This is a genomic window from Aeromicrobium phragmitis (assembly GCF_003674095.1).
GTDB lineage: Bacteria > Actinomycetota > Actinomycetes > Propionibacteriales > Nocardioidaceae > Aeromicrobium > Aeromicrobium phragmitis.
On the sequence record NZ_RDBF01000004.1, the window covers coordinates 16756 to 29734 of the forward strand.

A 12979-nucleotide genomic window follows, 5' to 3' on the forward strand; every position below is an offset into this window, starting at 1 on the left:
CCGTCACCCCCGTCCGCCGTTCCAGGAGCGCCCGTGGCCCGCGTCATCGTCGATGTCATGCCCAAGCCCGAGATTCTCGACCCCCAAGGCAAGGCTGTTCACGGCGCCCTGCCCCGGCTGGGTTTCACCGCCGTCACCGACGTCCGTCAGGGCAAGCGGTTCGAGCTGGAGGTCCCGCACGTCGATGACGAGTCCCTCGCCGAGGTGCACCGCATCGCCGAGACCCTCCTGTCCAACCCCGTGATCGAGGACTTCACCGTGCGGGTGGACGCATGAACATCGGGGTCGTCACGTTTCCGGGTTCGCTCGACGACGGCGACGCACGTCGCGCCGTCACCCTCGCCGGCGGCGAGCCGGTCGCGCTGTGGCACGGCGACCACGACCTCGCCGGCGTCGACGCGGTCATCCTCCCGGGCGGATTCTCCTACGGCGACTACTTGCGCGCGGGGGCGATCGCCCGGTTCGCGCCGGTCATGGAGCAGGTCATCGACGCGGCCAAGGGCGGAATGCCGGTCCTCGGTATCTGCAACGGCTTCCAGATCCTGTGCGAGTCGCACCTGCTGCCGGGCGCGCTGATCCGCAACGACCACCGCACGTTCGTGTGCCGCGACCAGGTGCTGCGCGTGGAGAACACCGAGACCGCCTGGACCCGCGACTTCTCGGCCGGCCAGCAGATCACCATCCCGCTCAAGAACGGCGAGGGCGGTTATGTCGCGTCGCCCGAGACGATCCGCGAGCTGGAGGAGTCGGGCCGTGTCGTGTTCCGGTACGTGGACGTCAACCCGAACGGGTCGGTCAACGACATCGCCGGCGTCACCAACGAGCGCGGCAACGTCGTCGGCCTCATGCCGCACCCCGAGCACGCGGTCGAGGACCTGTGCGGGCCGGGTACCGACGGGCTCGGTCTTTTCACCTCGGTGCTGCAGCGTGTCCTCGCGTAGCGTGGCGGCATGAGCACAGAAGTCACGCATAACGCCGACGAGAACCGCTACGAGATGCACGTGGACGGCGAACTCGCCGGCTTCGTCGTCGCCGAGCCGCGCGACGGCGTCATCGTCCTCCCACACACCGAGCTGCGTGAGGAGTTCGAGGGCCAGGGACTGGCGAGCCAGCTCGTCACCGCCGCGCTCGAGGACATCCGCTCGCGCGGCGAGAAGATCAAGCCGACCTGCGCCTACGTCAAGCGCTTCCTCACCAAGCACACCGAGTACAACGACCTCGTCGCCTGAGCCCGCGCGAGGTGACCAGGTGGCCTCGATCTCCGGTCACTTCTGCGGGTGGATTCTCCTGCGGGAGCGAGGAAAACCCACCTCAGCTGGTCACCGGCCGACGTCGCGATTCGGCGAAGTGAGGGTCGAACCGGTAGGGTGGAAGAGAACGAGCGCGCTGCCCCATGTGCGCAGCCGACGCTCGGCCCGACGACACTCGCAATCCTGCGTGACTTGGTAGCGGGCATCCGTAACCGTCTGAGAGTTCTGTGAACCAGCCTTCTGGCAGCACTGTGCTGCCGTCCTTTTCCACCCTGAATCTGCCGACCGCCCTCGTTGAGGCGCTGGCGCAGCAGCAGATCGTGTCCCCCACCGCGGTGCAATCCGCGGTCATCCCCGATGCGCTCGAGGGCCGCAACATCCTCGGTCGCGCCCGCACCGGCTCGGGCAAGACCCTGGCCTTCGGCCTCCCGGTCCTCGCCCGCCTCGCCGGCGGCACCAGCCGCCGCGGCCGCCCGCGTGCGCTCATCATCCTGCCCACCCGCGAGCTCGCCACGCAGGTCCGCACGGTCATCGAGCCGCTCGCGGCCTCGCTCGGTCTGCGTGCGGTCGCCGTCTACGGCGGTGTGCCGATCAATCACCAGATCCGCGATCTGCAGCGACCGGCGGACGTCCTCATCGCGACGCCCGGCCGGCTCGGCGACCTGCTCGACCGGAAGGTCCTGACCCTCGACGCGATCGAGCTCACCGTCCTCGACGAGGCCGACCACCTGTGCGACCTCGGCTTCTACAAGCCCGTCGACGCGCTGCTCGGCAAGACCCCGCGCGAGAGCCAGCGACTGCTCCTGTCGGCGACGCTCGACGGTGACGTCGACCGTCTCGTGCAGCGGCACCTGCCGCGGCACAGCCGCCACGAGCTCGACGACCTCCAGGGCAAGTCGCCGACGATGGAGCACCACGTGCTGGTGGCTACGCCCGAGGCGCGCGCCGAGGCCCTCGTCGCGCTCATGGAGGCCAACCCGCGCAGCATCGTCTTCACGCGCACCCGGCGTGGAGCATCGCGCATCGCGCGCCAGCTCACCGCGAAGGGCGTCGAGTCGGTCGACCTGCACGGCGACCTCGACCAGCGACGCCGTGAGCGCAACCTCGCCAAGTTCACCCGCGGCGACGCCGACGTCATCGTGGCGACCGACGTGGCCGCCCGCGGCATCCACGTCGACGGCATCGAGCTCGTCGTGCACTACGACGCGCCGGCCGAGCACAAGGCGTACCTGCACCGCTCCGGCCGCACGGCCCGCGCGGGGCAGAAGGGCACGGTCGTCACGATGACCACGCCCGAGGGTGTGAAGTCCGTCGTCGCACTGCAGCGCAAGGCAGGCGTCGAGGCGCGGCACCACGACGCGCGCACCGCGCCGTCGCCCATGACGACCGACGCGCTGTCCGGCGCCGGCGTCGAGGCTCCGGCCGAGCGTCCCACCCGCTCCAACCGCTCGTCGGGCTCGAACCCGTCCGGGTCGAACGGGCAGCGGGGCAACAACCGCAATCGCAATCGCAACCGCCGGCGTCGCCCGGCCGTCGCCGCCGCCCGCTGACCCACCTCCATAGCTGGTCGAGTAGCGGCGAGCTCTGCGAGCCGCGTATCGAGACCACACCACGTCGATTGGTCTCGATACGTCGGTCGCTGAGCGACCTCCTACTCGACCACCTATGCCCCGCTTAGGTGGTCGAGTAGCGACCGAGGAACGAGGGAGCGTATCGAGACCAGTTGACGCAAGGTGGTCTCGATACGGTCGGTCGCTGAGCGACCTTCCTACTCGACTACCGGCCTCTGGGTTAGGTGGTCGAGTAGCCGCGAGGAACGAGCGGCGTATCGAGACCACGTCACGTTACGTGGTCTCGCTCCATCGCGGCTACGCCCCTGCTGCGATGGCTCCATGGCACTCCGCTAGCGCTCCGGCCTACTCGACCACCTTATGACGCGGTCGGCCGGACGTGGTCTCGCTCCATCGCGGCTACGCCCTTCCTGCGATGGCTCCATGTCGGTCGCTGAGCGACCTTCCTACTCGACCACCTCACACCCCCGGCGACCTCCTCAGTCCGCGACGGGTTGGCGGAGGATCGTTCGCAGCCGCTCGGGGGCGGTCCGCCGCGGGTCGCTGAGATAGATCTCGTGGTGTGTGCTGACCATGCGAAAGCCGTTCTCCGGAATGAACTCCTCGTGCATCCGCGCGAGCACGTCGGCCTCGTCGTCGAACGGCCCGACGTGCAGTGTCTGGACGCACCGTCCCTCGCGGAGCGAGTCCCACCGGAAGTCGTCCAGACGGGCGGGGCGCCGCTTGCTCGCGACCTGCTCGATCGCCGCGTCGATCAGCTCGCGCGTGATCCACTCCGGGACCAGGATCATCATCGTCCAGTCCCACCGGGACTTGTCGCGCGCTGAGGTGAAGACGCTCATGTCGTCGGCCCACCACAGACCCTCCAAGGGCGGTACCACGTAGTCGCGCCCGAGCTCGCGTTTACTGGCGAACTTCAGTGTGTAAGCGACCGGATACAGCGCCGCGAGCGCGTCGGCGTACTCCTGCGACGTGTTCGGGTCGCCGTGGCCGTCGATCATGAGGTACCGCAACTCGGGTACGTCGAGGATGCGGAACTCGCCCTGCTTCGCCCGATACGAGTCCAGCTCCTTGGCGACATTGACCTTCACGGCGCCAGTCTGGCACTGCCCGGTGACACCCGTCCGCTTCCGGCGCGGGAACCGGGCTCGATAGCGTGGCACCATGACGCGTCACCGCTGGGCCGTGCCGATCGTGTTGGGTCTGCCGCTGGTGATCGCGGCGATCGGGGTCGCTGTGGTGCTGGCGTGGATGCCCGAACTACCCGCCCAGGTCGCCACGCACTGGGGGAGTGGTGACGAGGCCGACGGGTTCACGTCCCGAGGCGCGTTGCCCTGGATGTTCGGGGCGCTGAGCGCGCTGATCCCGCTCTTCTGCTCAGGATTGTTCCTCGCGCTCGGGCTGCCCAGCCGCAGCACCGCCGCGTTCGGCGCGGGGCTGGCGGCGTTCCTGGTCGCGATCCTGCTCTCCACGGTCGCGCCGCAACGCGGCCTCGAGGACGCAGCCGACGCGACCATCGAGGGCTGGTGGATCGCCGCGAGCATCGTGATCGCGCTCCTCGTCGCTCTCGTTACCGCGGCACTCACCCCGCGGGATCGCTTCGAGGGCTCGACGCCGGCGGAACCGGTCCCGGCGTCCGCAGGGCCGACGACGTGGACGGGCGCCATCCGCAGCGACGTCATGCTCGGCATCACCGGCATCGTCGCGGTCATCGGCCTGGCGGTGCTCATCACGCCGTTGCACATCCTCGGCTATGTCCTCGTTCCCACCGCGCTCGTGCTGGCCGTCACCGCTTGGTGGAAGGTCACGGTCGACGAGCGAGGTGTGGTCGTGCGCTCGGCCTTCGGGTGGCCCAGCATCCGCGTGCGCCCCGAGCAGTTCACGGGCGCCGAGGTGGAGCACGTCAGCGCGCTCGGCGAGTTCGGCGGCTGGGGTGTGCGGATGAGTCCGCGCGGCACGGGCATCGTGTTGTCGACCGGCGAGGCGGTCGTCGTCCACCGCCGTGGCGCCCGCCCGCTCATCGTCGTGATCGACGACGCGGACGGTGCGGCAGCCGCGATCAACTCCCGAGTGCGCGCTTCCTGATTAGGCTGACCCCATGCCCGAGATGCCCGAGGTCGACGCGCTCGTCGGCTTCCTGCGTGAGAAGTGCGTGGGCGCCGTCGTCGCCGAGATCGAGCTCGCGTCGTTCGCCGTACTCAAGACCTACGACCCGCCGATCCAGGCGTTCGCGGGTCTCGCGGTGACCGACGTCGTCCGGCACGGGAAGTTCATCGACCTCGACGTCGACGGGCTGCACCTGGTCATCCACCTCGCCAAGGCCGGCTGGATCCGCTGGTCCGACAAGCTGGCCGACAGCCGGCTGAAGATGGGCAACGGACCGATCGCGATGCGCCTGCGCCTCGACGCCGGCGAAGGTCCGCACGTCGGCTTCGACCTCACCGAGGCCGGCACCCGCAAGGGTCTGGCCGTGTACGCGGTGCGCGACCCGCAGGACGTTCCCGGCATCGCGGCGCTCGGCCCGGACCCGATGACGCCGGACTTCGACGTGCGCCCGCTGCTCAAGCGCAAGATGCAGGTCAAACGGCTGCTGCGCGATCAGAAGATCATCGCCGGCATCGGCAACGCCTACAGCGACGAGATCCTGCACGCTGCACGACTCTCGCCGTTCGCGATCGCCGAGCAGCTCGACGACGAGGAGATCGGGCGATTGGAGGCCGCACTCCGCGACGTGCTGGCGAACGCGATGGAGGCGGCCGCGGGGAAGCCGGCGGCCGAGCTCAAGGACGCCAAACGGGCGCGGATGCGGGTGCACGCCCGGGCGGGGGAGACCTGCGACGTCTGCGGCGACACCATCCGCGAGGTGGTCTTCAGCGACACCTCGCTGCAGTACTGCCCCAGCTGCCAGACCGGCGGCAAGATCCTCAAGGACCGCACCACCAGCAAGTTCCTCAAGTAGCTCCGGTCCCCTGCCCGCCCTCCGGCGCGAGATGTGGTCACTTGCAGGTCACGTATGCGCCCTCGCGTGACCCACACGCGACCACGTCCTGGGCTGCGCCTCAGCCCAGGGCGACGAGGGTGACGGCGGCGGTGGCGCAGGCGAGACCCACGGCCTGCCAGGGCTGAATGCGCTCTTTGAGCAGCAGCGCGGCGAGCAGCACGGTGGCCGCGGGATACAGCGACGAGATCACCGCGACGACGGACAGCAGCCCATGCCGCGTCCCGAAGTAGAAGGCCACCACGGCGAGGACGCTGATCGGCCCCATGACGAGTGCCGGAAGGGCTGCGCGCGTCGGTCGCCAGACCTGGCGTAGCGACGCAGCGGTCACGAGCACCGTCAGTGTCGACACCACGTACATGAGCGGGAAATGCCACATGCCCGCCGCGTCGTCGACCTGCGCGAGGAAGCTGAACAGCACGCCGAAACCGAGCCCGGCGAGGATCCCGTCGACGACGCCGCTGCGGTGGGCGTCGTCGGCGTCCTTGGTGCGGGAGATCAGCACGATCGCCGGGAAAGCCAGGATGATGCCGATGGTGGCGAGCAGATGCGGGCGGTCGCCGAGCGTGACGCCGACGATGACCGGCAGCAGGGCGGTCCCCACCGCGGAGATCGGCGCGACGACTCCCATCCGAGCGCCGGCGAGGCCGCGGTAGAGGAAGGCGCAGCCGAGCCCGCTGCCCACACCCGCGGCGGCCGCCATGACCAGGTCGTGCCAACTCGGCGAGCCGCCGACGATCAGCGCGACGATCGTCATCAGCACGACCGCCGTGCTCTGCCCGACCACCGCGACCTGCCATGCCGTCGCCCGCTTGGCGGTGATGCCGCCGAGGAAGTCGGAAACGCCGTAGGCGAGCGCGGAGACGAGGGACAGGACGACGGCCACGGAGGCACCCTAGTGCCTGGGGTCGCTGACTAGGCTGAGGGCATGCGCAATCGTCGCAAGCCAGGAATCCGTTCGCGCGCCAATCGTGCCGTGGACGACTTCGCGTCCCGCATCGACGGTCAGACCGCCGACGCCGCGCGCCGGGCCTCGCAGGTGTTGACCGTGGCCGTGCGCGTGCTGCGCTGGCCGAGCCTGGCGCTGCTCGTCGTGCCGTTGCCGTTCATCGCCGCGGTCGCGCTCATCGGTCTGCTCGAGGACGGCGGGGTGCGCTGGGCGGCGCTCGTGATCGCGCTGGTCATGGCCGCCGTCTCCGCGACGTTCGGTCTGCGGCGTTGGCGCATCCTCCAGGCCGTCGAAGACCCGGACAAGCTCGCGACCGAGCTCGGCATCGCGGTGAGCATGAGCGGCAAGGTGGACGACGCGCGAGGTGCCCTGTTGCAGATCACGTCCGGCAGCGGCACCGGACCGCGCGTGTTCAACCGGCTGCGCGGCGTCTGGAACACCGTCGGGCTCAGCGGCCGCTGGATCGACGGCGTCGGCGACCTGCCCCGCGCCCGCTACTTCTTCCCGCCGCGCGTCGGCACCACGGTGGCGTTCACCCTGGCCGCCGCGTGGCTCGTGCCGATCGCGTTCGTCGCCTTCCTCCTGCTCGGCATCGCCGCCCTCGCCAACTGAACGACCCCCGGAGCCGTGGTGGCCCGGGGGTCGTTCAGGTGGAGTTTGCGTCAGGACTGGCGCGCGCGCGTCCGTGCAGCGAGGGCGGCGAGCGCCTTCGGGAAGATCTCGGCGGGCGGCGTCACCAGCCCGGCGCCGACCTGACCCGTGCCCGCGACGCGACCGGCCATGCCAGTGTTGATCTGCGGCAGCACGCCCGTGCGACACACCTTGCTGACGTCGATGCCGGTGGGCGTCCCCATGAAGTCGAGGACCGGGATCGGCCAGCGATCGTTCTCGGCCAGCGTGATCTCACGCATCCGGCGGGTCGTCGCCAGCGCGTCGGGAACGGAGCCGCCGACGAACCGCACGATCGCCGGCGCCGTGGCCATCGCGAAGCCGCCGATGCCCGCGGTCTCGGTGATCGCCGAGTCCCCGATGTCGGGGTTGGCGTCGTCGGGGCCGTAGCCGCCGAGGTACAGGCCGTCGGCGATCTGCGCGGGGCCGGTGAACCACTCGTCGCCCGTGCCGGCGGTCTGGATGCCGAACTCGGTGCCGTTGCGCGCCATCGCCACGACCATCGTCGACCCCTCGATGCCGCGTGCCGCGTCGAGCGCGAGCTTGCACGCCGGCATCGCGATGTTGAGGAAGAAGTGGTCGTTGCCGCCCATGAACTCGAAGACCTTGGCGATGTCGGCCGCGTCCGCGCCCGAGGTGACCATCGCCGGGGCGAGGTCGCGCATGAGCATCAGCGTGCCGGCGCGGTTGCGGTTGTGCGCCTCGTCGCCCATCTGCAGCATCTGGCCGAGGATGCTGGTGGCGTTGACCGGCTCGGTGCCGCGGACGGCCTTCGACAGCAACGGGCCGAGCACGTCGGACATCCAGCGGAGCCGTTCGAGCACCTCGGGGCCGTACGCGCCGTAACGGAGCACCTTGCCGAGACCCTCGTTGAGCGAGCAGTAGGTGCGGCGGCCGTCGGTCGGGTCCTCGAGCACCCACATCCACATCGAGGGCGAGACGACACCGGCCATCGGGCCCACCGCGCTGCGGTGATGGCACGGCTCGAGGCTCACCGACTGACCGGAGGCGAACAGCGCCTCGGCGTCCTCCGGATCGTTGACGAGTCCTTCGAGGGCGGCCGCTCCCATGAGGGCGCCGCGCATCGGCCCGGACGCGTTCTCCCAGGCCAGCGGCGGACCGGCGTGGAGGAACTGACCCTTCTCGAGGCCGAGGACCTCGCTGGCCGGGGCGACGTCGACGATCGTCGCCTGCACGGCCATCATCGCCTCGGCGGCGCGGCGGTTGGCATCGACGCGCAACGGGTCGGTGGCCACGGTGGCGAGGTCGTCGGCGGTGCCCTCCATCGGAGGACGCCAATCCACTCGGGAGACCGGGACGGCCTGGGCGTCGAGCGCGTCGGCGAAGATGCTGACGCCGCTGGCGACGACACCGTCGGCGGGGGTGTGCGTGGAGGTCATGCTGCCGCTCCCATCAGCGAGAGTGCCCGGCGCGTGGCCTGGGCGTTGGACAAGAACACTTCGGCGCCGGCGTCCGCGAGCGCGGCCGCCTGCCGGTCGAGCTGCTGCGGATCGCCCTGGGTGCCGACGCAGGCGACGACGACCGCCAGCTCGCGTCCGGCTTCCCGCGCAGTAGCGATCGCGTCGCGGATGGCGGGAGCCGCGGTGGCTGCCGGATCGGCGTCGGCTCCGTGGCCGAGCACCACGTCCATGAGGATCACCGAGGTCGCCGCCTCCCGGGCGGTGCGCGCGAGGTAGTCCAGCCGCAGCGAGGGATCGATCATCGGGTGGGCGCGACCGGTCGTCATCTCGTCGTCGCCGAAGTCGATCATCAGCGGCCCGTCGGCCTGCAGGTCCGCGCCGAGCGCGTACGCCGGATCCAGCGGGATGTTGCTCCACACCGGACCGAGCCGGTCCTGGGTCATGAGCATCGCCTCGTCGCACAGGGTGCCGCCGGCGAACAGTCCGCGCAGCTGACCGGGCGCCGGAGTCGCCGCCGGCGCGCCCCAGTGCGGCCACTCGGGCACCTCGCGGCCGAGCGCCGCGAGCACGCCCTCGGCGGCAGCCGTGAGATCGGGCTGTCCCTTGCCGAGGAGCGCGAAGTGCACGGGCGTGGACAGCTGCTCGGCGAACGCCCGCAGATCGGTGGCCACCTCCTCCGCCGGGGGCTTGGACACGACGACGATCAGCTCGGTCGCCTCGTCCGCGTCGAGCCGCTTCATGGCCTGCTTGGTGGAGAGCGCGGCGACGTCGACGCTGAGGTCGCGTCCACCGACGCCGAGCGCCGCGGTCATGCCGACGCCGGCCTGATCCAGCAGGCACATGAGCTGTTGGCAGCCGGTGCCCGAGGCCGCGACGATGCCGACCGGGCCGGGCTGGACCGTGTTCGCGAAGCCGAGGCCGATGCCGTCGACCATCGCGGTGCCGCAGTCGGGTCCCATCACGAGCAGGTCGCGCTCGGCGGCGAGGTTCTTGAGCGCCACCTCCTGCTCGACCGGCACGTTGTCGCTGAAGATCATGACGTCCCGGCCGGCGTCGAGGGCGTCCATCGCCTCCACGGCGGCGTACTGTCCCGGAACCGACACGAGCGCGAGCCCCGCGTCACCGCGCTCCAGGGCGCGGCCGATCGTGCGGGGCGGGTCTTCGACCGACGCCTCGCCGTCGCTGCGGCGCGAGGCGGCCGCGAGGGCGGCATCGACGGCCGCGAGGGCGGCGTCGAGGCGCGAGGGATCCTCGAGACGGATCGCGACGATCATGTCGTTCGGCGTCGTGTCCGGCAGTTCGAAGCCCATCTGCGCGATGACCTCGCGGTTGAGCTCGGTGGCCATCGCGACCTGCGCGGCCAGCACACCGTCGACGGCGGCCACGTCCTTGCTGACCTGCAGCAGCGCGACGGAGTCGGCGTAGGCACCGGGCCGCAGCGCGACGTGGTCGGTGGATGTCGTCATGGGCAACTCCTTGAGACGAGATGATCGAGAGCAAGCGTGAGGCCGAGCAGCAGGCCCGTCCCCGAGGTGTGACCGATCCGGGCGAGCGCCGCGACCGATGCCGCGGGCTCATCCGGGGAAGCGGGCTGGCGCAGCTGGTGGAGGACCCGGGCGAAGTTCGGCAGGACGTCACCCTCGGTCGACCGGTGCAGCAGGGTGGCCGAGAGCGCGGTAGTCCGCGCGGTCGCGATCTGCAGCACGCGGTCGCTCACCGGCGCGGCAGCGGGATGCGCCGCCGCGACCATCGTGGCGAGCCAGCCGCACGTGACGTCGTCTCCGAGCGGCGTCAGGCCGCTGCCCAGTCCGAGCAGGTGGTCGAGGGCGGACGGGTCGCCGTCGCGAAGGCCGTCGAGGGCGTCCGCGGGGAGTTCGCCGACGACGGCCGGGTCGAGCGGCACGGTGCGAAGACGGGCGAGCATCGCGGAGGCATCGGTAGCGTCGAAGCGGGGAGCGCGGGCGTCGATGAGCCGCGCCACGCGAACATCGGCCGAGCCGACGGACAGGCTGCCGTCGCCGAGCCGCACGGGGGCGCCGGCCGACGGGAGGGTGCCGGTTCCGTCGAGCCCGGTGAGTGAGGCGAGGGTCGTGTGGGCGCCGCAGGGCACCTGCACACCGCCCCGAGCGACCACGGCGAGCACGGTGTCCTCGACCCGGACGTAGACCGCCTGCGCGCCGCCGTGGAGCACCACGCCGTCGCGAGGTGACTCGGCGAATCGGTCGCGTACCCAGGGCGAAGCCGCTGCGAACACAGCGGTGCGGGCGGCCATCGGATCTCCACGGGTCGGCAGTTGTCGTCATTCGGACCCTAATCGGCGCTGCTAGGCTGAGCCGACGTCAGATGTTGCCAAGGATCGACGGGGAGTTGTCCAGATCTTGATGAGACATAGCTATCGAGTCCCCCTGCGGGACGTGCTCAAGGTCGACACCCTGCGCAACACGACCGTGCTGGCCGGCAGCAAGGGCCTCGACCGTGTGGTCACGCGGCTCAACGTCATGGAGGTCCCCGACATCGTCGAGTGGGTGCGCCCGCACGCGCTGCTCGTCACCAGCGGTTACCCCCTGATGAGCCTGGACGTCGACGGCGACCCCGGCCACAAGGAGTTCGTCGAGCTCGTCCGCCGACTCGACGAACTCGACGTCGCCGGCCTGGGCGTCAAGGTCGGGCGGTTCCTCGAGGAGGTCCCCGAGCCTGTGCTCCAGCTCGCCGACGAGCTCGGCTTCCCGATCCTCGGACTGTCGGCCGACACCGCCTTCGACGACCTGCTGGAGGAGGTGCACATCCGGCTGACCGACGTGCAGGCGGACGTCCTGCAGCGCACGGACGCGCTGCACGCGGCGCTCGAGGGACTCGTGCTCGAAGGCGCGGGCTTGCAAGAGATCGCCAGCCGGATCGCCGACGTGCTCGGCGTCGGCATCCTCGTCACCTCCATCGACGGCCGCGAGAAAGCCGGTGCGCTGACCGACGACATGCGCGTGGCCCTCGAGGAGGCCGATCTGTTCGACCCCACCGGCCGTTTCCGGATCGAGCGTCCCCGCCTGCAGCCGATGGACATCGGGGAGGGTCAGGTCCTGGTGCAGCCCGTCGTCGCCGGCAGCAGCGACCTGGCGCGGCTCGTCGCATACGATCCCCACCGCGCGATCTCCAAGGACGACCTCAACGCCCTCCAGCGCGCCTCGACCGTCGCGGCGCTGCTGATCACCCAGCAGCAGGCGCTGAACGCCGTGGAGAGCCGCTATCGCGGCGACTTCCTGCGCGAAGTGCTCGATGGTCGCGGCGGCGATCCCGAGCACGTCATCGAGCACGCCAAGACGCTCAACTGGCGGCTGGACTTTCCGGCGATCGTCATCACCGCGGAACTCGATCCGCCCTCGCCGGACCAGGCCAGGGTGCCGGCTCGCGTGCGGCGGTCCTGGCAGGAACGCTTCTTCGCCGCGTGGACCCAGGTGGTCGGCTCGGTCGCGCCGCACGTCCCGATGGCGGACTTCTCCGAGGCGGTGGTCACCGTGTTGTCGGCGCCCGAGGCGATGCGCGACGACCCCGAACGCGCGGCGGGCGCTCTGCGTGATCTGGTCGCCCGCATCGTCAAGTCCGTCGCGGGAGACAAGGGCGGCGGCCGCCGGCCGTTCTCGGTGGGCGCGAGCCGCCTCGTGACGAATCTCGACGAGCTGCCGGTCGCCTACCAGCAGGCGCGCCGCGCGACGGAGGTCGGACGACGCTTCAGCGGCGGCAGCAGCACCTTCCACTTCGACGATCTCGGCGTCCACCGGCTCATCGGGCTCATTCCCGACCGCAGCGAGCTGTCCGCGTTCGCCGAGGACGTCCTGGGCGAGCTCGCGCAGGACACCCCGGATGCCGCGGAGCTGCGCGAAACACTGCGGGTGCTGCTCGACACCAATCTCAACGTCGCCGAGGCGTCGCGCCTGCAGTTCGTGCACTACAACACGATGCGGTACCGGATCGGCAAGCTCGAGCAGTTGCTCGGTCCGTTCACGACCGACGCCAACTTGCGGCTCAACCTGGCGGTCGCCCTCCAGGTCCGCGAGATCCAGCGCTGAGCGACGCGTGGCGAGGCGGGTTTTCCCTGCCGGGACAGGCCCGAACGTGATCGGTAGCAC

Annotated in this window: 13 protein-coding genes; 8 read left to right on the forward strand and 5 right to left on the reverse strand. The window is 70.6% G+C overall.

Translation table 11 applies throughout. The features are described 5' to 3' along the window. Positions 1 to 33 precede the first annotated feature (33 nt). From purS to D9V41_RS06585, 4 genes are all read left to right on the forward strand, one after another. Positions 34 to 276, forward strand: a complete 243-nt coding sequence (gene purS, locus D9V41_RS06570; protein ID WP_121793762.1) for a phosphoribosylformylglycinamidine synthase subunit PurS — start codon at positions 34 to 36, stop codon at positions 274 to 276. Then, on the forward strand, positions 273 to 941 hold the full coding sequence (purQ, locus tag D9V41_RS06575; protein ID WP_121793763.1) for a phosphoribosylformylglycinamidine synthase subunit PurQ: 669 nt from the start codon (positions 273 to 275) through the stop codon (positions 939 to 941). The genes purS and purQ overlap by 4 nt, the downstream gene beginning before the upstream one ends. 9 nt (positions 942 to 950) lie before the next feature. After that, entirely contained in the window at positions 951 to 1229 is a 279-nt protein-coding gene (locus D9V41_RS06580) for a GNAT family N-acetyltransferase (RefSeq protein WP_121793764.1), read from the forward strand. Positions 1230 to 1477: 248 nt separating this feature from the next. Then, positions 1478 to 2800 carry a DEAD/DEAH box helicase gene (locus tag D9V41_RS06585; protein ID WP_121793765.1) on the forward strand — a complete coding sequence of 441 codons (1323 nt, stop codon included), beginning with the start codon at positions 1478 to 1480 and terminating at the stop codon, positions 2798 to 2800. 500 nt (positions 2801 to 3300) lie between these two features. Here the strand turns inward: D9V41_RS06585 and D9V41_RS06590 are convergent, their stop codons facing one another. Beyond that, positions 3301 to 3912 carry a GyrI-like domain-containing protein gene (locus D9V41_RS06590; RefSeq protein ID WP_243697178.1) on the reverse strand — a complete coding sequence of 204 codons (612 nt, stop codon included), beginning with the start codon at positions 3910 to 3912 and terminating at the stop codon, positions 3301 to 3303. Positions 3913 to 3985: 73 nt separating this feature from the next. Between D9V41_RS06590 and D9V41_RS06595 the strand changes: the two genes are divergently transcribed. Further along, a complete protein-coding gene (locus D9V41_RS06595; RefSeq protein WP_121793767.1) occupies positions 3986 to 4906 on the forward strand; it encodes a DUF1648 domain-containing protein in 921 nt (306 codons plus the stop codon). A 13-nt stretch (positions 4907 to 4919) separates the two neighbouring features. Beyond that, the gene (locus tag D9V41_RS06600) at positions 4920 to 5780 is read left to right on the forward strand and encodes a DNA-formamidopyrimidine glycosylase family protein (RefSeq protein ID WP_121793768.1); all 861 of its coding nucleotides are present in this window, start codon (positions 4920 to 4922) and stop codon (positions 5778 to 5780) included. A 100-nt stretch (positions 5781 to 5880) separates the two neighbouring features. On the opposite strand, the gene D9V41_RS06605 is transcribed toward D9V41_RS06600, so the two are convergent. Beyond that, positions 5881 to 6705 carry a DMT family transporter gene (locus D9V41_RS06605; RefSeq protein WP_121793769.1) on the reverse strand — a complete coding sequence of 275 codons (825 nt, stop codon included), beginning with the start codon at positions 6703 to 6705 and terminating at the stop codon, positions 5881 to 5883. Positions 6706 to 6747: 42 nt separating this feature from the next. Between D9V41_RS06605 and D9V41_RS06610 the strand changes: the two genes are divergently transcribed. Next, complete coding sequence (locus D9V41_RS06610) at positions 6748 to 7380, forward strand: hypothetical protein (protein WP_133434130.1); 633 nt, start codon at positions 6748 to 6750, stop codon at positions 7378 to 7380. Between the two features lie 50 nt (positions 7381 to 7430). Here D9V41_RS06610 and D9V41_RS06615 read toward each other — a convergent pair whose 3' ends face one another. The 3 genes from D9V41_RS06615 to D9V41_RS06625 are packed head-to-tail and all read right to left on the reverse strand — an operon-like array spanning position 7431 to position 11130. Next, positions 7431 to 8837 (reverse strand): YlbE family protein, encoded by a 1407-nt coding sequence (locus D9V41_RS06615; protein ID WP_121793771.1) that lies wholly within the window; start codon positions 8835 to 8837, stop codon positions 7431 to 7433. Continuing rightward, positions 8834 to 10324 (reverse strand): FdrA family protein, encoded by a 1491-nt coding sequence (locus D9V41_RS06620; RefSeq protein ID WP_121793772.1) that lies wholly within the window; start codon positions 10322 to 10324, stop codon positions 8834 to 8836. Before D9V41_RS06620 ends, D9V41_RS06615 begins: the two co-directional genes overlap by 4 nt. Further along, the gene (locus tag D9V41_RS06625; RefSeq protein ID WP_121793773.1) at positions 10321 to 11130 is read right to left on the reverse strand and encodes an oxamate carbamoyltransferase subunit AllH family protein; all 810 of its coding nucleotides are present in this window, start codon (positions 11128 to 11130) and stop codon (positions 10321 to 10323) included. Before D9V41_RS06625 ends, D9V41_RS06620 begins: the two co-directional genes overlap by 4 nt. A gap of 109 nt (positions 11131 to 11239) precedes the next feature. Between D9V41_RS06625 and D9V41_RS06630 the strand changes: the two genes are divergently transcribed. Continuing rightward, positions 11240 to 12919 (forward strand): PucR family transcriptional regulator, encoded by a 1680-nt coding sequence (locus D9V41_RS06630; RefSeq protein WP_121793774.1) that lies wholly within the window; start codon positions 11240 to 11242, stop codon positions 12917 to 12919. Positions 12920 to 12979: the final 60 nt, after the last annotated feature.

Bases quoted from the DNA above. Each gene is read 5' to 3' on its own strand.
- purQ (WP_121793763.1), top strand. From the start codon at position 273: ATGAACATCGGGGTCGTCACGTTTCCGGGTTCGCTCGACGACGGCGAC.
- D9V41_RS06580 (WP_121793764.1), top strand. From the start codon at position 951: ATGAGCACAGAAGTCACGCATAACGCCGACGAGAACCGCTACGAGATG.
- D9V41_RS06595 (WP_121793767.1), top strand. From the start codon at position 3,986: ATGACGCGTCACCGCTGGGCCGTGCCGATCGTGTTGGGTCTGCCGCTG.
- D9V41_RS06600 (WP_121793768.1), top strand. From the start codon at position 4,920: ATGCCCGAGATGCCCGAGGTCGACGCGCTCGTCGGCTTCCTGCGTGAG.
- D9V41_RS06610 (WP_133434130.1), top strand. From the start codon at position 6,748: ATGCGCAATCGTCGCAAGCCAGGAATCCGTTCGCGCGCCAATCGTGCC.
- D9V41_RS06615 (WP_121793771.1), bottom strand. From the start codon at position 8,837: ATGACCTCCACGCACACCCCCGCCGACGGTGTCGTCGCCAGCGGCGTC.
- D9V41_RS06620 (WP_121793772.1), bottom strand. From the start codon at position 10,324: ATGACGACATCCACCGACCACGTCGCGCTGCGGCCCGGTGCCTACGCC.
- D9V41_RS06625 (WP_121793773.1), bottom strand. From the start codon at position 11,130: ATGGCCGCCCGCACCGCTGTGTTCGCAGCGGCTTCGCCCTGGGTACGC.
- D9V41_RS06630 (WP_121793774.1), top strand. From the start codon at position 11,240: ATGAGACATAGCTATCGAGTCCCCCTGCGGGACGTGCTCAAGGTCGAC.